Origin of the sequence: Methylobacterium sp. Leaf93, from assembly GCF_001422345.1 — a bacterium.
Taxonomy (GTDB): Bacteria; Pseudomonadota; Alphaproteobacteria; order Rhizobiales; family Beijerinckiaceae; genus Methylobacterium; species Methylobacterium bullatum.
This window is the reverse complement of the sequence record NZ_LMMS01000002.1, coordinates 33,944-53,776: the sequence shown is the minus strand read 5'-3', so window position 1 is coordinate 53,776 and position 19,833 is coordinate 33,944. Positions and strand designations below refer to the sequence as shown.

Genomic DNA, 19,833 nt, shown 5'->3' with positions numbered 1-19,833 from the left:
CCGACGCGGACCTCGTCCCGGAGCCGGCATCCGGGCCGAGGTCCGCGGCCTCCGTCGGGATCCTGTGCCCCGGCCATGCCACCGACCCGTTTTCGGCTCGACCTGTCGGGCCGTTTTCTGCGTTTGAGAGGATAGACCATGCGCGAACCGCTGCCGAAGCGCGACCAGCGCGAGATCGTCGTTCCCACCAGGGCCGCGCAGACCGCCGCTCCGCGCCGGAAACCCGCCTCGACCCGCGCCCGCCGGCCCGCCTTCGGCTGGCTGCGCGGGGTGGCCTCGGCCATCGGCAGTTTCGGCCGGCTCTGCCTACGCCGGCCCGGCGAGGTCCTCGGCTCGGTGGTGGCCATCGGCGCGGTGGCGGCCGTGGCCATGAACGCGCTGGGCTACCAGGGGGGACGCCACCCGGCGCCGCTCTTCCCCACCCTCGGCAAAGGCACCGCCGCCGCCAAGCCCACGGCCGGCCCGTCGCCCGAGCCGGTCAAGGTCGCGGAGGCCCCGCCGCGCAGGATCGAGGCGCCGAAGGTGGAGACGGTTCCCGAACCGAAGGCCGCCCCGGCCGCCGAGGCGGCGAAACCCGTGCCTAAGCCGGCGGCTGCCGCACCTTCCACCAAGCGCGACGTCATCGCCGACATCATCAAAGCCGGGGAGACCACGGCCTCGGTGACGCCGAAACCCGATCAGGCCGTGGCGCAGGCGCAACGGGCGCTGGTGAAGCTCGGATATGGACCGCTCGTCGCTGACGGTGTCCTCGGCCCCGGAACACGGGCGGCCATCGAGAAGTTCGAGCGCGACCGCAAGCTGCCGGTCAAGGGCGTCGCCGCCGGCCGCACCTTGCGCGAACTCGCCTCGCGCGCCGGTTCGACCAAGGGGTAGGGCAAGGAATCCGGCATTCGGAGGCGGCTCGCGGCCTCCGTGAGGCTACCGGACACACACATCTGCTCATGCAGGCTGACGCGTCCCTCTCCCCCTTGTGGGGAGAGGTCAGGAGTGGGGGTGGTTCCGCCAGCCTCCGCAGCTTGAGGGTCGCCCAACCACCCCCACCTCCAACTCCTCCCCACAAGGGGGAGGAGGGCAGTGCGGCGCAGCCCGTGAGATGTGTGAAAGCCGTAGCTCCGCGAGGAGTGGCGTTCCCGTTGGTCCGCCTCGACGCGCAGAACCCCGAAGACCCCTCGAAGCATCCGGCTATCGGACGGGCGAGACCGTCATTTCCGCAGCGGCACGCCCTTCGTGGTGAAGCGCGGCGCGCCGGGATGGCGCATGGGGCGCGGCTGGCCCCCCGGCTTACCCGAACCCGTTCCGGGCGGCTGCGAGGATGGAATGAGCTGGTCCGGCCTCGGACCGATGAGATCGCCCCGGCCCATCGCCCGCAGCGCTTCGCGCAACAGGGGCCAGTTCTCCGGATCGTGGTAGCGCAGGAACGCCTTGTGCAGCCGGCGCTGCCGCATCCCCTTGATCGCATCCACCGGCTCGCTGCCGCCGCGCCGCACGCCCTGCAGCGGGTTGATCTCGGTGTGATACATGGTCGTGGCCGTCGCCATGGGCGAGGGCAGGAACGTCTGGACCTGATCGGCGCGATAGTCGTTCTTCTTGAGCCAGACGGCGAGGTTCATCATGTCCTCGTCGGTCGTGCCCGGATGCGCCGCGATGAAATACGGGATCAGGTAGTATTTCTTACCGGCCTTCTTGGCGGCGGCGTCGAACATCTCCTTGAAGCGGTCGTAGGTGCCTATCCCTGGCTTCATCATCAGGTCGAGGGGGCCGCGCTCGGTGTGCTCGGGCGCGATCTTGAGACGGCCGCCGACATGGTGGGTCACGAGCTCCTCGACGTATTCGGGGCTTCGCACCGCCAGATCGTAGCGCACGCCGGAGGCGACCATCACCTTCTTGACGCCCTCCACCTCGCGGACCTTGCGATAGAGCCGGATCAGGTCGTCGTGCGAGGTGTTGAGGTTCGGGCAGATATCCGGGAAGACGCAGGACGGCAGGCGGCAGGCCGCCTCGATCTTCGGGTCCTTGCAGGCCATCCGGTACATGTTGGCCGTGGGTCCGCCCACGTCGGAGATCACGCCCGTAAAACCCGGTGTCTTGTCGCGGATCAGCTCGATCTCGCGCAGGATCGAGCCCTCCGAGCGGTTCTGGATGACGCGGCCCTCGTGCTCGGTGATGGAGCAGAAGGTGCAGCCGCCAAAGCAGCCGCGCATGATCGTCACCGAGAACTTGATCATGTCCCAGGCGGGGATCTTCGCGTCGCCGTAGGAGGGATGGGGGGCGCGGGCGTAGGGCAGGTCGTAGACCGCATCCATCTCCTCGCTGGAGAGCGGGATCGGCGGCGGGTTCAGCCACAGGTCGCGGTCGCCGTGGCGCTGGACAAGGGGGCGGGCGTTGCCGGGATTGGCCTCCCGGTGCAGCACCCGCGAGGCGCGGGCATAGGCCTCCTTGTCGTCCTTGACCTCGTCGTAGGCGGGGAGCCGGATCACGGTCTCGCCGGGGCGGCGGGAAGCGGCCTCGTCGGCCGAATCGAGATCGTCGGCGGGCAGCTCGGTGTAATGCTCGGGCACGCGGCGGAACAGGGCGACGCCCCGGACGGAGTCGAGCTCGTTCGGCGCCGCGCCGGCCGCGAGGCGGTTCGCCACCTCGACCACGGCGCGCTCGGCATTGCCGTAGAGCAGCAGATCGGCCTTCGCGTCCGCCAGGATCGAGCGGCGTACCTTGTCGGACCAGTAATCGTAATGGGCGATGCGGCGCAGGGACGCCTCGATGCCGCCGAGGACGATTGGCACGTCCTTGTAGGCCTCGCGGCAGCGCTGCGTGTAGACGATGGTGCAGCGGTCCGGGCGAGCGCCGCCTTGTCCGCCCGCCGTGTAGGCGTCGTCGCTGCGCAGGCGCCGGTCCGCCGTGTAGCGGTTCACCATCGAATCGAGGTTGCCGCCGGTGACGCCGAAGAACACCCTCGGCCGGCCGAGCGCCTTGAACGGCTCCGCCGATTGCCAGTCGGGCTGGGCGATGATGCCGACCCGGAACCCTTGCGATTCGAGCAGCCGGCCGATGATCGCCATCCCGAAGCTCGGATGATCGACATAGGCGTCCCCCGTCACCAGGATGATGTCGCAGGCATCCCACCCGAGCGCGTCCATTTCGGCGCGGCTCATGGGCAGGAACGGTGCCGCCTTCCCGTAAAGCGGCAGCTTGCAGGCGATGGGAGTCGGGGAGCGACTCGCGGAAACTTGGAGGTCCATGGGCTGTGCATAGACCGCCGAAGCTCAGACCTCAACGAAGAGCGAGGGAGCCGGGCGCCGCGATCCCATCACAGTGGCGGAGATTGGCGGGATACCGGACGGTACCGAGTGCCGGATCGGGTCCACTCTTCGGCTCTCTTTGAGGCCGGTCCCCGCGCCACGCCTTCGGTGCTATAGGCGGGCCATGCCTCGTCTGCGCTCCGACTTCTGGGTCTCCGCCCATCTCCGCCGTCTCGCCGTCGAGGGGATCGACGCGGTGCAGCGTCGGCGCGGCGCGCCCGAGGCGGGGGCGATCTTCGTGAAGGTCGACCGTCTGGATGGCCGGGCCGATCTCTATGGCCCGGCCCCGCAATCCCTCGTCGATACCGGGGACGGGGCCGATCGCAGCTTCGTCCGGCTGATGAGCGAAGCCTCGCCGCCCGATGTCGAGCTCCGCCTCGGCAAGGAACTGCGCTTCGACGACGATCTCTGGATCGTCGAGATCGACGACCGCGCGGGCCGCCACCACCTCGACCTCGCCGAATAGGACGAGGCGAGGGTCAGTTCGACGCCGATTGCCTCACGCGGCCGGGGAGGGCAGGGCGGAGCGGCGCACGCTCTGCGGCGGCCGGCGCCATGCGCGGGCGGACCGCATCGGGGGCGGTGTAGGGCTGGTGGGCGGTGCCGCCGTTGAGCCGCTCGGGCAGCGGCTTGTCGAGGACCGCGCTGAGAAGGTCGCGGGCCGCGCCGCTGGGGATGGTGCGGAACAGTTTCACCAGGTCGTAGACCCGGTCCACGGAACGCGCCACGGTCTCGTTGAGGGTGAGGAAGACATAGACCGCCTCCTCCTCGTGCAGCCCGGCCGCGCGAAGGGCGAGGGTGAGGAGTTCGTAACGCTGGCTCGGGTCCGGCGTCGCCGCGAGAAAGTTGCGCTGCAGGCCGAGCATCTCGGCGAGAGCCGCGACGAAGCCGGCGACGTCGTTTCTCCCCGAGAAACCGGTGAGGACGGCGCCCGCCTCGCGCGGCAGGGGAGGCGACGGTCGAAGGGCCGCGCGCGAACCGACCGCCCGACCGATCGCCTCACGCAATTCTTCGTCGGCGAAGAGAAACAGCGGAGCCAGATCCCCCGGGGCGAGATCCGGGCGGGCGAGCAGCGCCTGGGCTAGGTCGGGCTTCGTCCGCGCGCGGCCGACGAGGAGGGCGATGGTGGTGCCCTGAAGGGCGAGCTGCCAGTTCTCGGCGAGGGCGAGATCGATGGCGGCCACGTCGCGCGAGGCCATCTCCTCGATCAGGCTGCGGCTCAGATCCGCCCTGCGGGCGATGGCGGCGGCAATGTCGGAGCCGTCGGCGAGGGCGGCTTCGATCACGCGGGCCGACAGGTCCGGCGCCTGCGCGATGATGAGATCCCTGATCTCGCCGCCGCGCGCGGCGAGCGCCGCCAGCACGGATTGCGGGGTCGCGGGGAAGGGCGCCAGCTTGCGCGCCACGATCTCCGCCGTCTCGTCATCGACCGTCGGGATCAGACCGCCGGCGAGGGATTCGAATGCCTCCACCGTCTTCCGGTCCCGCACCGAGGCGGAGAGGAACAGATCGGTCTGCACCCGGAGGATGACAGGTTTCAGATCGAGGTCACCGAGACGCGACAGTTCGATCAGGCCGGAGAAGTCCGGCGCATCGTCGAGAGATGGGGACATGGCACTTCGTTTACGCAGAACTCGCTGGACACAGCTTTAGCGAGCTTGCGTGAACCGACCTTTAAAGGGCGGCGGCGCGGCGCCGCCCTTCCTGCCCCATTGCGGGATCAGCCGACGAGCCGGGCTTTGGTCTCGGCCGTGGAATCGGAGCCCTTCGGCGGCGGAAACACCACCGGTGTCGCGGCGCCCGGCGCCATCGGTCCGGTCGAAGGCGCAGAGGGGGCCGAGGCCATCTTGGCCCCGTTCACAGCCGTGGGTTCGACGGGCTTCGTCGGCGCGGCCACCGGCGCACTCACCGGGGCCGGCATCTCCGTGCCCTGCACGGCGGGCGCGAGCGCCGGCTGGCTGCGGTTGTCCCGGTCGTCGAGATCGCCGGTCACGTCGTTGCCGGACGGGCCTTCGAGCAGCTCGGTCGGGGCCTTCCAGACGAAGGCATCGAGATGGCCGGTGACCGGCGAAACCGGCGCCCAGCGCTCCGAGGCGACCCCGTCGGCGATCCACATCGGGTCGCGCGGAGCATGGGCGGCGCGGGCCAGCCATTCGCGCGCCCGGCCGGAGCCGGCACCGTGCTCGGCCTCCTCGACCTTCGCCATGGTCAGGCAGGCGCGCACCGTGGGGCGGTCCGCCATGAGAGGCGACAGGGCCTCGCGGGCCTTGCCGAATTCCTGCGCTTCCAGGGCCGCCTGCGCCAGAGCGAGGCGGGCTTCGGGATGCCAGGTGGAGATCCGCGCCAGGTTTTCCGCCCGGGCGAGCCGGTCGCGCACGGAATCGCCGACCCGCAGGCCGAGATAGACCTTGGCGAGATCCGGGTGGGGATTGGCGCGCCAGGCCGCCTCGACGATCTTGGCGGCTTTCTTCAGGTCGCCGCGCCGCGCCAGGAGGCGTCCGGCGACGCAGGCGGCGGGGACGAGGTCCGGCGCCAGCTTCACCGCGTCGAGGGCGCGCTGCGTCGCCGCCTCGGGTTCACCCGCCTCGCGGGTCTGGGCGGCGGCGGTGAGGAGCACGGCGCGCTGGCGGCGGGCGAGCCCCTTCTCGATTAGGCCCGAGGAGGCGCGGCGCTCCACCGTCTGGACGGCACCGCTCCAATCGCCATCGGCGCATTGCGCTTCGAGCATGGCCTCGTTGGCCCAGGTGACGCTGGGGGCGAGGCGTGCGGCCTCGGCGGCATAGGCGCGGGCGGCGACGTCGTCCTCGCGGCGGCGGGCTTCGACGAAGAGACCGCGCAGGCCCAGCACCCGCGTTTCGGGGTCGTTGGCCATGCGCTGGAACGCGTGTTCCGCCGCTTCGCGGTCGCCGGAGATCTGCGCCGCCTGCGCCTTCAGCAGGAGCGCCAGGGGCTCTGCGCCGAGCAGGCGCTCGGCATCGCTGGCATGGCGCCGTGCCGCGAGCGGGTCACCCGAGCCGACCGCGACCATGCCGCGCGAGAGGGCCGAGAAGCCCTTGGCCCGGCGCCGCTCTTTCGAGCCGCGGACCAGCGTCTCCGGCAGGGTGATGATGCCCCGCACGATGGCCCAGATGAAGCCGATGACGATGGCGGCGATGAACACGCCGATCAGGGCGATGGCGAGGCTGGTGGCGAGCTCGTAGCCGTTCCAGACGATGGTGACCGTGCCGGGGCGGTCGGCGATCCACGTCGCCCCGAAGGCGGCGAGGGCGAGAAGGGCTAGGAAGGCGAGGGCGCGCCACATGGGATCACGAACTCCGGAAGGTGGCGTCGGCCGGGGAGGGGACGCGCGTATCGGGAAGGGCGGGCGCGCCGCGCCCACAGATGATGATCGAGTTGGCCTCGCCCGGCATGCCGGACGGCCGAACCGGAGGGGCGATCCTCACCGGCCGGCGCCGGTGGAGGGCAGCGCCTTGAACGCATCCGCCAGCAGTGCCTGCGCGGCATCGCCCGCCGCGGCGCGCGAGGCGAGCTTGGTGCCGAACTCGCCGAACTGCGCGCGCACATCCTCGGGCAGGCCGGCGAAAGCCTTGGCCGCCTCGGCGATGGTGCCGCGATCCAGGGCATCCTGCACCTTCGGCACGGCGTCCTCGGCCGCGACCTCGCCGGGGGCAGCGGGAGCGTCGACCTTGCGGACCTGGACGATGGATTCGGCCATGCTCATCAGGCGCTGCTTGATGTCGCCGGTCTCGGCCACCGACTTCGCCTGGGCCGCCTTGCGGATCGCGGCGATCCGCTCGGCGATGGGGCGGAACTCGGCCGCCAGACTCCGCGCCGTCGGGGCGCCCTTGTCCGCGAAGGCCGCGACGGCGGTAAGCCGCGCCGGATCACCGGGCTCGGAGCTGCGCAGGGCCGCCAGCGCATCGGCGTAGGGCGAGCCGGTGTTCAGCGCGCCGACGATGCGATCGGCCGCGACGACCCGCATGGCGGCCTGGACGGTGGAGGCCTCCGCACGGGTGGCCACGGCCTTGTCGAGGCCGGCGATCTTCTCGGATTGAGCCTGGAGGAGACGCTCCACACCCTTCGCGGCTTCCGCCGCCTGGGTCTTGTTGGCGTCGACCGCCTGCTGGCTCGCCTGCGTCGCTGCCTGGACCGCTTCCGTGGCCGCCTTCACCCGCGCTTCCAGGGTCTGCTGGAGACTGGCGAGCTTCTGGGTCAGGGCCTCGTCCGCCTCCGAACTCGCCTTGGTCCTCTTCTCGAGGTCGCCCTTCAGGGCAGTGACCTGGCTGGCCAGGCCATCGTCGGCCGCGGGCTTGGCCGCATTCTCCACCTTGCCCTCGACGGCCTTCAGCCTGTCGTCGAGGCCGGACAGCGCCTGGGGCGAGAGGGCGGTGAGGGCGGCGTTGCCGGACTGGTCGCGGCCGGGCTCTTCCTGAAGGGCGGCCACGCGCTGGTCGAGCCCGTCGAGGCGGGCGACGAGATCCTGCGGCAAGGCCGCCGCGGGGGCGGACCCATCGGCCGGTGGGCTCGCCGAGACGGAACCCGCCTTCTGTAACGCGTCCTTGGCGGCCGCATCGGCGGAGCGGATCGCCTCCGGCAGCGGCTTCAGGGTGGCCTCGTTGGCCCCGATCCGCCTGTCGAGGGCGGCAAGAGCGTCCTTCGGCGCGAGCGTCGCGATCTTCTGGTCGAGGGCGGCGATGCGCCCGTCGTCAGCGACGCCCAGGGCACCGGAACGTTCGACGGCAAAGAGCAGGCCCGCGCCGATGACGCCGCCGAGGAGCCCGGCCGCGGCTACCGAGCCGAAGCCGGCGCCGCCGCGCTTGGGTTCGGTCGCGGCGACGGCCGGGCCGATTTTGGGAGTTGTCGAGCCAGCGGGTTTGGTATCGGAGCCAATGGGCTTGGCATCCGACGGGGAGGAGGCCTTGTCCGCGCTCGTGGTGAAGGTGCCCGAGCCGGAGGGCTTCGTCGCGCTCGACGCGGAACCGGTCTTCGCGGCATCGGCCGGATCGGAAACTCGCTTGGCCTTCAGGTCGATGATCGGCCCATCGGTGAGATCCGCCTTCGACGGCATGGACTGAGCGCCGCTGCCGGATGTGCCGGTCTTCGGCGGGTCGGTCCTCATGGAAGACGGATTCGCGCCTGCAGCGCCCGGACCGGCGGCTTTGGGTGGCTCGGACTTGAACGGTTCAGCCTTGGGAGGCTCGGATTTGAGACCAGCGGCCTTGCCGGCGTCGAAGGGCGATGCCGCCGGCTTCGGAGGCTCGGATTTGACGGGCTCGGTCTGAGGGGTGGCCGCCTTCGCGGCATCGGGCTTCGTATCGCCCGGCTTGGCTTCGGGAGGCTTGGGAGCCGTCGAGACCGGCGGCGCGGCGGGCTTGGGTGCATCGGTCCTGGTCGGCTGAGACGGCGAGGCAGAAGGCTGCGTCGGCGGCTTGACCGCACCGGGATTGGTCGCGCCGGGCGGCGTGGTACCGAGAGTCGTGGAGCCGGGATTCGTCGTGACGGGCTTGGCCGTCTCCGGCTTGGCCGCCTCGGGCTTGCTCGCCTCAGGCTTGGGGCCGTTCGGCCCCGTCGGAGTTCCCGGACCTTTTCCGTCGCTGTTGGATGGATTCACGGGCGTCTTGCTCCCTTCCCGACTTGCGTCTGCCGCATGAAGCACCCCCGGCGCGTGTCGCGCTCGGTCTGCCGCCCTGCGGTCACAGCGTATGCGTTCGTCCTAACACCGAGGCCGCGGCCTCGGCGAGACCGCTTGTCGGAAACCTGCTGTCAGACCCGCGAGAAGTGATTCCTCGTTGGCCTGTTCCGCGACGAAATGGGGGGCGATCCCGGCCTGGGCCAGGGGAACCGCCACGTCCGCCGACAAGCAGTAATGCCTGAGCGCCGCGAAAGCTCCGCCATATCCCGCTTGCCGGGCGAGTTCGCAAGCCGTGGCCGCGCTTCTTCGTGAGTAGTGCAGCACGCCTGTCAGGGTGGAGGGGGGGGCGAGCGCCGTCGCCACGACGGTCGGCAGCGAGGCGACCGGTCGCGCGCCATAGGCGATGTGGGTCGTCACCCCGAAGCCCGCGCCGGTGAGGGATGCCGCCGGCTCCGCCTTGCGGTCCTCTCCGGCCAGATGCAGGAGCGAGGCTCCCGGCGTGACCTCCCGCACTACGAGGTCGACGAGATCGGCGGCGTTTCCACCCGCCGTCATCACAAAGACGAACCCGCTTTCGCGCGCCAGCGCCGCCGTCCGTGCGCCAACGGCGAAGACGGGAAGGCGGTGTATCGGCCGCCACTGCGAGGCTGGCCGAAGCGCGTTCGCGCTGGTGACAAGAACGCCGTCGAAGACGCCCGGAGGCAGGGGCGCCCCGGTCGCCTCCACCACGAGGACCGGCGCCACCAGAGGCTCGTAGCCCAAAGCGGCGAGCCGCCCGGCCGTGCGCGTAGCCCCCGGCTCGGGCCGCGCGATCCATATCCGCATCGCCACCATCGCCCCGGATTCGCCCTTCGCCACGGCGTTGGCAAGCCGCTTCGATGACACGTCTCCTCGGCGGGTGCCAATCGTTGCCCTCGGGCGCCATGCCCGGCTAGGGTGGTGATCTTCGTTTTCGCAAAGTCCAAAGTATCGCCATGAACGTCCTCGGCATCGAAACGACCTGCGACGAGACGGCCGCCTCGATCGTCATGCCGGGCGAGGATGGGCGCGGCCGCATCCTTTCCAACGAGGTTCTGAGCCAGATCGCCGAACACGCGGCCTATGGCGGCGTCGTGCCCGAGATCGCGGCCCGCGCCCATGTGGAGGTCCTCGATCGCCTCGTGGCCCGTGCCCTCGACACGGCCGGGATGACGCTGTCGCAGGTGGACGGGATCGCCGTCGCGGCGGGGCCGGGCCTGATCGGCGGTGTGCTGATCGGCCTCGTCACCGCCAAGACCCTGTCGCTGGTGGCGCGAAAGCCCCTCATCGCGGTGAACCATCTCGAGGCGCATGCGCTGACGGCCCGGCTCACCGACGGCATCGGCTTTCCCTACCTGCTGCTGCTCGCCTCCGGCGGCCACACGCAGCTCGTGGCGGTGAAGGGGGTCGGCGATTACGTCCGCCTCGGCACCACCGTGGACGATGCCATCGGCGAGGCCTTCGACAAGGTGGCCAAGCTCCTGGGCCTCGGCTACCCGGGCGGCCCCGAGGTGGAGCGCATGGCCGAGACCGGCAACCCCGAGCGGTTCGCCCTGCCGCGCCCCATGCTCGGCCGCCGCGAGCCGAACTTCTCCCTCTCCGGCCTCAAGACCGCCCTGCGGATCGAGGCCGAGCGGCTGGCGCCGCTCTCCGGCGCCGATGTGGCCGATCTCTGCGCCAGTTTCCAGGCGGCGGTGGTGGACGTGGTGGTGGACCGGGTCCGTGTCGCCTTGCGCGAGTTCGGCTCCATCGCGGGCCATCCGACCGCCCTCGTCGCCGCCGGCGGGGTCGCGGCCAATGGCGCGATCCGGCGGGCGCTGACGACACAGGCCAACGAGGCCGGTCTTACTTTCGTGGCCCCGCCCCTCTCCCTCTGCGGCGATAACGGCGCGATGATCGCCTGGGCGGGGATCGAGCGCCTGCGCCTCGGCCTCGTGGACGATCTCACCGCGCCCGCCCGCGCCCGCTGGCCCTTCGCCGAGGCGGCGGCGGTTGCCTGAGGGTGTTTTGACAGGGACCGTGCCACCCGTCGCCCTGCAGAGGCGCTGGCGCGACCTCGTCGACCGGCGTCTCCCCCAGGCCGCCCGTGCCCGGCCGGAATGGCCGGTGCGCGTCGATCACTGCTTCGCGCGCATCCTTCTCGACAATGCCTGCGGCGGCCCCTGGCGCGAGAGCGTCGCCCCGCCGGCCTGGGCCAACATGCCGCCCGACCGACTGGCCTTCGCCATCGATCTCGGCGAGGCGGTGCTGGCGGCGAAGGCCGATCTCGGGCTCCTGAACCGGCGCTCCCTCGCCTGGCGCGGCAAGATCAGGCGGGCGGTCCCCACCTCGACCCCCGCCTCGCTCACGGGGCAGGGTTTCGTCCTGCGGCGCTGGATCAGGGCCGACGACGCGCCTTTCGCCGCGCTCAATGCCGATCCGGAGGTGATGCGGCATTTCCCCTCCACCAAGAACCGGAGCGAGAGCCTGATCGAGGCGCGGGCCATCGACCGGCGCTTCGAGTCCGATGGGTTCGGCCCTTGGGCGGTGGAGGTGCCGGGGGAGGGGTTCGTCGGCTTCGTCGGCGCCATGCGGCTGATCCGGCCGATGCCGTTCGCCGGCGGGGAGACCGCGGGGGCGAACGTGGAGATCGGCTGGCGCCTCGCCCGTTCGGCCTGGGGGCGCGGTCTCGCCACGCGAGCCGCCACGCTCGCCCTCGCCGACCTGTTCGGGCGGTGCGGCGTGCCGGCGGTGGTGGCCTTCACGGCCACCGGCAACACGCCCTCCCGGCGGGTCATGGAGCGGCTCGGCATGGTTTTCTCGGAGGACTTCCTCCATCCCGCCCTGCCGGCGGACCACCACCTCCAGCCGCACGTGCTCTATCGCCTGAGGGCGGAGGGGGCGTTCGCCGAGGGGGGCCAGGCGCCAACGGACAAAGCGCCAGAGGACCATCGATCATGAGCGACCGGATTGCGGTGGTGGGCGGCGGCGCCTGGGGAACGGCGCTGGCCAACGCGGCGGCGGCCACGGGGCGGCCCGTGACCCTGTGGCTGCGCGACGGGGAGGCCGCCGCTCGGCTTCAGGCCAGCCGCGAGAACGCCCGCTACCTGCCCGGCGTGACGCTGCACGACGGCATCCGCGCCACCGGCGAAGCGCGCGATCTCGCCGGGGCGGGCATCGTCCTGCTGGTGACGCCCGCCCAGACCCTGCGCGGCGTTCTGGAAAATCTCCGCTCGTCCATCGATCCGCAGGCGGCCATCGTGCTCTGCGCCAAGGGGATCGAGCGCGGCAGCGACGCCTTCATGAGCGCGGTGGCCGCCGAGGCGATGCCCGGCGCGTCGGTGGCGGTCCTGTCCGGCCCGAGCTTCGCGGCGGATGTCGCCCGCAACCTGCCCACCGCCGTAACCCTGGCCGCCGGGGACGGCGATCTGGCCGGCCGCCTCGCCGCCGCCCTGTCCGGCCCGGCTCTGCGCGTCTATCACACCGACGACGTGCGCGGCGTCGAGATCGGGGGGGCGGGCAAGAACGTCCTCGCCATCGCCTCCGGCATCGTCGCGGGGCGCGGCCTCGGCGAGAGCGCCCGCGCCGCCCTCATCGCGCGGGCCTTCGCCGAGCTCATGCGCTTCGCCCGCGCCTATGGCGGACGGCCGGAGACGCTGATGGGCCTGTCCGGTCTCGGCGACCTCGTATTGACCGCCTCCTCGCCGCAATCGCGCAACTTCGCCTTCGGTCAACGCCTCGGCGCCGGGGCCACCCCGGAGGAAGCCTCCGGCGGCAAGCTCGCGGAAGGCGCCTTCACCGCCGCCGCCCTCATCGCCCTGGCGCGCCGCAACGCGGTGGAGATGCCGGTGGCCGAGGCCGTGGCCGCCATCGTCTCCGGGGAAGCGAGCGTCGACGCCGTGGTGGCGGGCCTCCTCGCCCGCCCCCTCAAGCGGGAAGCCGAATGAGCACGGGGCCGATCCACGCTTACCTTGCCGGTCACGGACGCGACGGCGCGCGTCGCAGCCTCGCCGACATCCTCGCCTTCGACGATGCGCGGATCGAGGGCGTCCACGACTACATCCAATGGTGCTTTCCCCTGGCCGAGGCCAGCCGCGCGGTGCCGGGCGCCCCGGTGCTCGGGCGCGACGAGGCCGAGGCGATCCGCGCCGACGAGGCCGCGCGAGAAGGCCTGCGCTCGGCGCTGGCGCGGATGCGGCTCTTCTATACCCGCACCGACGGCTGGCTCCGCCCCTACGACCACAACCACCTTCGCATCACCCGGATCCTCACCGCGATCCGCCTCCTCCTCGGTCCGGACGAGGCGGAGGCGTTCCACGCCTTCGTGACCGCGCGCAACGCACAAGCCGGCTCGCCCATCAACCAGGACAGCCTGCGCTACTGGGGATCGGCGCTCCGCGACGCCTGACGGCCACGCTTTCCCGCGCTAAGGAGGCGCGACGATCAAAAAGGCGACCGATGGCGTACTGGCTCTACAAATCCGAACCTAAGACCTGGTCCTGGGACCAGCAGGTCGAGGCGGGGGAGCACGGCACGCCCTGGAACGGGGTGCGCAACCATGTCGCCAAGCTCAACCTCATGGCGATGCAGGTGGGCGAGCGCGGCTTCTTCTACCATTCCAACGAGGGCAAGGCGGTGGTGGGGGTCGTCGAGGTGATCCGCCCCTATTACCCGGACGACACGGACCCGACCGGCCGGTTCGGCATGGTCGATCTGCGGGCCGTCGAGCCGCTGGCGCGTCCGGTGACCCTGGAGGCGATCAAGGCCGAGCCGCGCCTGAAGGCGATGGTGCTCGCCAACAATTCCCGCCTCTCGGTGCAGCCGGTGACGGAGGAGGAATGGGCGATCGTGCGGGAGATGGGCGGGCTGGGCTGACCATCCGGCACCCGCGCCGTCACGACGGCGACGCGGTTCAGCCCTGCCGCTGCGCCTGGGTCACGGCCACGTGGATGAGTTCGGCCAGCGTCCGCACGCCGAGCTTCTGGCGCATCTGCGAGCAGGCGTTGGTGACGGTCTTGTAGCTCACCGACAGGTCGCTCGCGATGGCGCCGTAGGACTTGCCCTGGGCGAGGCGGGTGAGGATCTGCTGCTCGCGCGGGGTCAACTGGCTTTCGGGCGTGCGGCGCGGGTCGGTGCGCAGCATGGCGACCTCGGTGGCCAGACGTCGGTCGAGATAGACCTGGCCGGAACGGACCTTCTCGAACGCCTCGAACAATTCCACCGAGGCGTGGTCCTTCAGCACGTAGCCCAGCGCCCCGGCCTCCAGGGCGCGCGAGACGATCACCGGGTCGTTGTGCATGCTGAAGACGAGGATGCGGATGCCGGGCGAGGCGCTGCGCATCCGGCGGATGAGATCGAGACCCGCGAGCCCGCTGCCCTGGAAGGTCAGGTCGCAGATCACCATCGACGGGCGCAGGCGGAAGAACAGGCGATAGCCGGCCACCGTGCTGGTGGCCTCGGCGATCCGCTCGATTCCGGCGTCTTCGAGGACGCGGCGGCAGCCCTGGAGGACGATCGGATGATCGTCGATCACGAGGACGGGCGCCTGGGTCGATGTCGGTGTGAACGCGTTCATGCGGGAACGATCGGGCTCGTGTCCTCGGCCCGCTCGGGATCGAGCGGTATCGCTATCCGGACAACCGTCCCCGGCGCCGCATTGTCAAGCCGAAATGTGCCGCTGAGCGCTTCCACGCGCTCCCGCATCCCCGATAAACCCATTCCGCCGCGAAACCCGCCATCGAGGCTGGCAGATGGGGTGCCGTGGTCGGCGGGCAGGCCGGTGCCGTCGTCGCGGATGACGAGGCGCAGTTCGTCGGCGGCCGGGCGCTCGCTCGCCTCCACCGTCACGGTGCGGGCCGCGCCATGGCGCACGGCGTTGGTCATGCTCTCCTGGATGCAGCGGAACACCGTGAGATCGATGAGGTCGCCGTAGCCGCGGGCGAGATCGGTGAACGTCCCCGTAAACTGCGTCCCCGGATGGCGGCTGCGGAAGTTGCGCAGCAGCAGCTGCAGGCACTCGGCGAGCGGCACTTGCCCGAGGGCGTGCGGGCGCAGGCGGTTGAGGAGGTCGCGGTTGAGGCCCTGGACCTGACCGACGATGGTGCTGATCTCCTCGGCGCGGGCGGCGAGCTTGCTCCGGTCGGGCTCGGTCGAGCCCTGCGCCATCCGCGTCACCGAGGCGGCGTTCGCCTCCAGGGCGAACAGGCAGGGGCCGAACTCGTCGTGGAGCTCCAGGGCCGTGCGGCGCCGCTCGTCGTCCTGGGCGGTGAGAAGCTGCCGGTTGAGGCGACCGTTCGCGGCGCGCGCCTCGGCCAGAGCCCCGGCCACGCTGTTGAAGCGCTCGGCGATGACGGCGAGTTCCCGCGAGGCCGGCGGGTCGAGCCGCGCGGTGTAATCGTGCCGCTCCAGTTGGGTCAGCCCGTCGGCGAGCTGGGTCAGGGGGGCGAGGACCCGGCCGAAGGCTATGTAGAGGGCGCCGAGCAGGCCGAGATTGAGGCACAGGCTCGCCAGCGAGAGGGAGACGGTATAGCCCCAGACCTCGTCGATCTCGTCGAGGGGCTCCGTGGTGATGAGGGCGGTGCCGATCCGCTGCTCCTGCGCCACGATGGGCAGGTCGTCCCGCTGCGGCGTCGGGGCGATCAGCTCGGCGAACCAGCGCGGCGCCAGATGGGTCTCGCGGCGGGGGCGGGGATTGGCGACGGCCACCTTGCGCCCCTCTGCATCGAACACCGCGACCCGGACGTGGCGAAGCCCCTGGACGCGCAGTTCCAGGGTCTGGAGCAGGCGCGCGGGCGAATCGGACTGGGCGAGACCGATCGTATCGGAGACGATCAGCTCGATATTGGCCAAAGCCGCCTTCATCTCCACCTCCACCGCCGAGCGGGCGTTCACCACGATCAGGCTGAAGGAGACGAGGGCGGCCAGGAGGTCGATGGCGAGGACGAGGACGACGAGGCGTGCCCGCGTCGGCAGGGCGGCCCAGGTCGGGCGTCGCGAGGCGCCACTCGCGGTTTCCACGGGGGGAGGGCCGGGGGGAGACAGGGTCATCGTCGATCGTACCGGGATGGATCGGGGGCGGCATCGCGCTTGTAGCGATATCCCATCCGCTTGGAATGCGCGCATCCGGAGCGGCGCGCACCGCGCTCCTTTCTCCCCGCCTCGAGGCCATCTGGAAATGGTCGTCGGCCTCAAGTCCTCGCCGGATACCGAGCGTTAAGCGACAATGCTTTATCGAGATCGATGTGGGCGACGACACGGGCGTGACTGGCGAGGTGTCCGAGGACATCTTTGTGCCCGAATGTCGGCCTCACGTCGGCACTACGCCGTCGCGATTCCGTGACGGTCAAACGTTTTTTCGAGCATTGCTAGAGAACTCGCCTGATGATGCAGGTTGCCATCGACCCGAGCGAAAGGCGCGACACCGGCTCCCGCGGGCAGGCTCCTGCCAAGCCCGCTCCGGCCAAGCCGGCAGTGGCGCGGCCGGTGAAGCCCGTGGCGAAGCCCGCCGCGCGCGGTCGCATGATCGCCCTCGGGACGCTCGGCTGCGTGGCCGTGGCCGGCCTGTCCTACGCGGCCTATTCGGCGATGGGCAGCCTCGCCGGCCCGCAGGTGGTGCGGCCGAACCTCTACCAGATGCAGAAGGCGCAAGGCCCCCAGGCCAAAGCCGCCGATTGGCCCGACCTGCGCGACGGCGTGCCGGCCCTGGCCTCGGCCACCGGATCGTCCGTGCCGCCCCGTGATCCCGGTATCCAACTCGTGGAAAGGCGTGCCCTCGTGGAGGAGCCGGCGAAGGCCGAGACGTCTGCGAAGGTCCAGAGCCCCGCATCGGTCCAGGCCGCTGCCAAGGTCGAAGCCATTTCCAAGATCGAAGCGGCCGCCAAGATCGAAGCGCCCGCCAAGATCGAAGCGCCCGCCAAGGTCGAAGCGCCCGCGACGGTCGAAGCTCCGGTGACGCTGGCGGCGGCGCCCGTTCCCCCCGTCGTCAAGGCCGAAGTGCCGCGCTCGAAGGCATTGCCGCCGATCGAGCCGGTAAGTCTCGCCCTGCCGCCCAACGCGCTCTCGCCCATCGTGCCGAACCGCGTCGCCGCCGTGATCGCCCCGAGCGCGGCCCAGACGATCAAGGCTCGCTCGGCCGAGATCAGTTTCGCGTCGCTTCCCGCCGAGCCCGCCCGGACTACGGCCGAGCCGGTCAAGCCCGCCGCCAGCGTCGTGGCGAAACCCGCCGCCGCCAAGCCCAGCGTGGCGGTGGCAAAGCCCAAGCCGGTCAAGGCCGCCAAGCCCGTGCAGGAGGCCAGCGCCGAACCCGCAGCGGCCCCCGCCGCCGCGCCGGAACCCGAACAGAGCGAAATCTTCGGCCTGAAGGTGCCGTCCCTCGCCCCGGCCGGACGCAAGATCGCGGAGAGCGTTGAAGCCCTCGGCAACGCGGTGAAGAACCTGCCGAACCAGTTCTGATCGTCGATTGCGACGGGTGCCGCCTGGGCGGCTGACCCGTCCGGAGACCTAAATTTCGTCCCGAGGCGGATGCCCGAACAGGGCCTTGTAGGCGCGGCTGAAGGCGGCCTCCGACGTATAGCCGATCCGCAGCCCGATCTCGCCGACCCGCGCTTCGCGCCTCGCGAGCATGTCCCGCGCGAGATTGAGCCGCCACTCGTTCTGGTATCGCAGCGGCGCGCGTCCCACGAGTTCGGTGAACCGCTCGGCGAAGCCCGAGCGCGACATGCCGGCCACGTCGGCCAATTCGTCGATGCGCCAGGGCTGCATCGGCCTCTCATGCATGACCTTGAGCACGCGTGCGATGCGGGCATCGGAGAGACCGCTCAGCCACCCGGACGAATGCCCGAGATGGACCCAGGTCCGCAGGGTGCGGATGACGAGCAGATCGATGATCCGCGAGATCATCAGGGACGCGCCGGGCTGCGGGTCGGTCGTCTCGCGCATCATGAAATGCACCATGCCGTCCAGCCATTCCGCCCCCTCTTCGTGCCGGATGTGGATCCGGTCGGGCAGGGCCGAGATCATGCCGCGCAGGCTGTAGGGATCGAACCAGAACCGGCAGAGGATGATGGTGGTCGGCACCGATGACCCGAGGAGACGTGCGGCTCCGGGACCACGCGGCAACAGCATGAGGTCGCCCGTGTCGAGCAGGAGCGGTTGTCCAGCGCCAGCGCCCACGTGAAGCGCGCCCGCGGCGACGACGAGAACATGCGCCGCGTCCGTATCCAGCTGCAACGGCTCGTCATGCGAAACGGTACGGGATTGGACCCGGTCGCCGGTGAGCCGGATCTGCTCCAGCACCTGCGACAGGAGATCGGCCTCCTCCGGCGGACCCATCTCCGGACGATCGGTCAAGTCTTTCCGCGTATCCGTCATAGCTGGTGCCGGCCCCGAAACTTACACATGCGGTCAGTGAAGACGCCCCTCCGTAAGGCGAAGGGGCGACGTCTCACGAAGACCCGAGGATCTGACGGCTCACGTCGCGCGCGATGATTTGCCGATCCTCGGAATGGTCTACACACGAGAGGGACACCGACATGGCAACTCCTACCGCATCGCGTTGGCTGACATCCTATTACTTCGTCCGGGCCGGTGTTTCCGCCGCTTGGGTCGCCGGCGCCGTGACCGTCGGACCGACCATGAGTCCGGTCGCGGCGGCACTCCTCGTCGCCTATCCCGCCTGGGATGCCGCGGCCAACCTCGCGGATGCGCAGCGCAGCGGTGGATGGAGAGCCAATACCAGCCAGGTCGTCAACGCCGCGATCAGCACCGTCACCGCCCTCGCGGTCGCCGTCTCCGTCGGAATGAGCCTCCATGCGGTGCTCGCGGTGTTCGGGGCCTGGGCCATCCTCGCCGGTCTGCTGCAACTCGCCACCGGCCTCCGGCGCTGGAGTAACGGCGCTCAATGGGCGATGATTCTCAGCGGCGCGCAATCGGCGCTCGCGGGCGTCTTCTTCCTCACGAAGGCGACCGGCGTCGCGGCGCCCGGCCTCGCCGACCTTGCGCCCTACGCCGCCTTCGGTGCTTTCTACTTTCTCCTGTCGGCCGTTTGGCTGACACTGTCTCGGCATCGACGCGATGGTGCGGATATGCGGGCTGCACGATCGAAGGCGGCGGCGTGATTGGCGTAGAGGAGGCGGCCCGACCATGACGCGAATCCTGCCATGGCGCCTGGCCTTCTGGGCGTGTCTTCTGGCGGCCGCCTCCGCGTTTGCCCATCCGATGGAGCGGAACGGAGCGACCATGAATCCCGATTGGCGGGTGGTGCCGCATATCGGGATCGGTCGGCTCGTCTTCGGCCTCACACCGGAGAAGGTCGCGGCCGTGGCGGACCCGGTCTACGGTGTGCCCACGCCGCTCATCCGAGGCGCGGCAGCCGCCGCCGATACCGAAGGCCTGATCGCCCAACTCGGCCCCTCTCTGTCGGCGGCCGACATCTCGGCGATCAGACAAGCCGCCATCGATCTGGCGAGCCTCGACCGGCAGAACCTCGAAAAGGACCGCACGCCGATCCTTCTGGAATACCGCGACGGCCGTCTGGACGGGGTGACGGTCGAAGCGCGTCATGCCGAAACGCAGTTTCGGAACGAACGGATCTTCTCGCTGAAGGCGCGGGAGGTGCTCCGGCTGTTCGAGCGGGCGAACGGTGCCCCCGGCCGGTTCCGGTCCACCGAAGCCGCGTTCGACAACCTCGCGGTCTCGCTCTTCGCATTCAGCCGGGTCTCACCGGACGGCAAGGTCTTGGTCTTGCGGGCCGACGACCCGGATTTCGCCGAGCGCTCCGTCACCCTGCGCCGGACGCCCTACCGGCCCGCGAACGAGATGGATCAGTTCGTCACGGCGTCGTTCGACTGACGGAGCGGTCTCGCGGCGTCCCTCTCCCCCTTGTGGGGAGAGGTTAGGAGTGGGGGTGGC

At 70.6% G+C, this 19,833-nt stretch carries 18 protein-coding genes; 10 read left to right on the top strand and 8 right to left on the bottom strand.

Annotated features, from left to right (window positions below; translation table 11 throughout):
• Window positions 1-138 precede the first annotated feature (138 nt).
• A complete protein-coding gene (locus tag ASF26_RS03935; protein WP_056250014.1) occupies window positions 139-873 on the top strand; it encodes a peptidoglycan-binding domain-containing protein in 735 nt (244 codons plus the stop codon).
• Between the two features lie 329 nt (window positions 874-1,202).
• Here the strand turns inward: ASF26_RS03935 and ASF26_RS03930 are convergent, their stop codons facing one another.
• A complete protein-coding gene (locus ASF26_RS03930) occupies window positions 1,203-3,236 on the bottom strand; it encodes a YgiQ family radical SAM protein (RefSeq protein WP_056250012.1) in 2,034 nt (677 codons plus the stop codon).
• Between the two features lie 184 nt (window positions 3,237-3,420).
• Here ASF26_RS03930 and ASF26_RS03925 point away from each other — a divergent pair, with 184 nt between their 5' ends.
• A complete protein-coding gene (locus tag ASF26_RS03925) occupies window positions 3,421-3,762 on the top strand; it encodes a DUF1491 family protein (protein ID WP_056250009.1) in 342 nt (113 codons plus the stop codon).
• A 13-nt stretch (window positions 3,763-3,775) separates the two neighbouring features.
• Here ASF26_RS03925 and ASF26_RS03920 read toward each other — a convergent pair whose 3' ends face one another.
• The 4 genes from ASF26_RS03920 to ASF26_RS03905 form a co-directional block, all read right to left on the bottom strand.
• On the bottom strand, window positions 3,776-4,909 hold the full coding sequence (locus tag ASF26_RS03920) for a DUF2336 domain-containing protein (protein ID WP_056250003.1): 1,134 nt from the start codon (window positions 4,907-4,909) through the stop codon (window positions 3,776-3,778).
• A 107-nt stretch (window positions 4,910-5,016) separates the two neighbouring features.
• Window positions 5,017-6,597: a heme biosynthesis HemY N-terminal domain-containing protein gene (locus ASF26_RS03915; protein ID WP_056250000.1), complete on the bottom strand. Its 1,581-nt coding sequence runs from the start codon at window positions 6,595-6,597 to the stop codon at window positions 5,017-5,019.
• 138 nt (window positions 6,598-6,735) lie between these two features.
• Entirely contained in the window at window positions 6,736-8,907 is a 2,172-nt protein-coding gene (locus ASF26_RS03910) for a hypothetical protein (RefSeq protein WP_056249998.1), read from the bottom strand.
• 102 nt (window positions 8,908-9,009) lie between these two features.
• Window positions 9,010-9,753 carry a uroporphyrinogen-III synthase gene (locus ASF26_RS03905; RefSeq protein WP_056250160.1) on the bottom strand — a complete coding sequence of 248 codons (744 nt, stop codon included), beginning with the start codon at window positions 9,751-9,753 and terminating at the stop codon, window positions 9,010-9,012.
• Between the two features lie 149 nt (window positions 9,754-9,902).
• Between ASF26_RS03905 and tsaD the strand changes: the two genes are divergently transcribed.
• Genes tsaD through ASF26_RS03880 form a run of 5 tightly spaced genes read left to right on the top strand, consistent with a single transcriptional unit; the run spans window position 9,903 to window position 13,800 of the window.
• The gene (gene tsaD / locus ASF26_RS03900; RefSeq protein ID WP_018042252.1) at window positions 9,903-10,946 is read left to right on the top strand and encodes a tRNA (adenosine(37)-N6)-threonylcarbamoyltransferase complex transferase subunit TsaD; all 1,044 of its coding nucleotides are present in this window, start codon (window positions 9,903-9,905) and stop codon (window positions 10,944-10,946) included.
• Between the two features lie 19 nt (window positions 10,947-10,965).
• Window positions 10,966-11,886 (top strand): GNAT family N-acetyltransferase, encoded by a 921-nt coding sequence (locus tag ASF26_RS03895; RefSeq protein ID WP_056249996.1) that lies wholly within the window; start codon window positions 10,966-10,968, stop codon window positions 11,884-11,886.
• A complete protein-coding gene (locus ASF26_RS03890) occupies window positions 11,883-12,872 on the top strand; it encodes an NAD(P)H-dependent glycerol-3-phosphate dehydrogenase (protein ID WP_056249994.1) in 990 nt (329 codons plus the stop codon). The genes ASF26_RS03895 and ASF26_RS03890 overlap by 4 nt, the downstream gene beginning before the upstream one ends.
• Window positions 12,869-13,333: an opioid growth factor receptor-related protein gene (locus ASF26_RS03885; RefSeq protein ID WP_056249992.1), complete on the top strand. Its 465-nt coding sequence runs from the start codon at window positions 12,869-12,871 to the stop codon at window positions 13,331-13,333. The genes ASF26_RS03890 and ASF26_RS03885 overlap by 4 nt, the downstream gene beginning before the upstream one ends.
• Before the next feature lie 50 nt (window positions 13,334-13,383).
• Entirely contained in the window at window positions 13,384-13,800 is a 417-nt protein-coding gene (locus tag ASF26_RS03880; protein ID WP_056249990.1) for an EVE domain-containing protein, read from the top strand.
• Between the two features lie 37 nt (window positions 13,801-13,837).
• Here ASF26_RS03880 and ASF26_RS03875 read toward each other — a convergent pair whose 3' ends face one another.
• The gene (locus tag ASF26_RS03875) at window positions 13,838-14,500 is read right to left on the bottom strand and encodes a response regulator transcription factor (protein WP_018042257.1); all 663 of its coding nucleotides are present in this window, start codon (window positions 14,498-14,500) and stop codon (window positions 13,838-13,840) included.
• Window positions 14,497-15,972: an ATP-binding protein gene (locus tag ASF26_RS03870; protein ID WP_082477505.1), complete on the bottom strand. Its 1,476-nt coding sequence runs from the start codon at window positions 15,970-15,972 to the stop codon at window positions 14,497-14,499. Before ASF26_RS03870 ends, ASF26_RS03875 begins: the two co-directional genes overlap by 4 nt.
• Window positions 15,973-16,305: 333 nt before the next feature.
• On the opposite strand from ASF26_RS03870, the gene ASF26_RS03865 reads away from it, so the two are divergent.
• Complete coding sequence (locus ASF26_RS03865; RefSeq protein WP_056249984.1) at window positions 16,306-17,376, top strand: hypothetical protein; 1,071 nt, start codon at window positions 16,306-16,308, stop codon at window positions 17,374-17,376.
• A gap of 48 nt (window positions 17,377-17,424) precedes the next feature.
• Here the strand turns inward: ASF26_RS03865 and ASF26_RS03860 are convergent, their stop codons facing one another.
• Window positions 17,425-18,294, bottom strand: coding sequence for an AraC family transcriptional regulator (locus tag ASF26_RS03860; RefSeq protein WP_056249980.1), 870 nt, complete (start codon window positions 18,292-18,294; stop codon window positions 17,425-17,427).
• Between the two features lie 161 nt (window positions 18,295-18,455).
• Here ASF26_RS03860 and ASF26_RS03855 point away from each other — a divergent pair, with 161 nt between their 5' ends.
• Window positions 18,456-19,040, top strand: a complete 585-nt coding sequence (locus ASF26_RS03855; RefSeq protein WP_056249976.1) for a DUF308 domain-containing protein — start codon at window positions 18,456-18,458, stop codon at window positions 19,038-19,040.
• Window positions 19,041-19,065: 25 nt separating this feature from the next.
• Window positions 19,066-19,773 carry a hypothetical protein gene (locus ASF26_RS03850; protein ID WP_244475817.1) on the top strand — a complete coding sequence of 236 codons (708 nt, stop codon included), beginning with the start codon at window positions 19,066-19,068 and terminating at the stop codon, window positions 19,771-19,773.
• The last annotated feature ends 60 nt before the right edge of the window (window positions 19,774-19,833 follow it).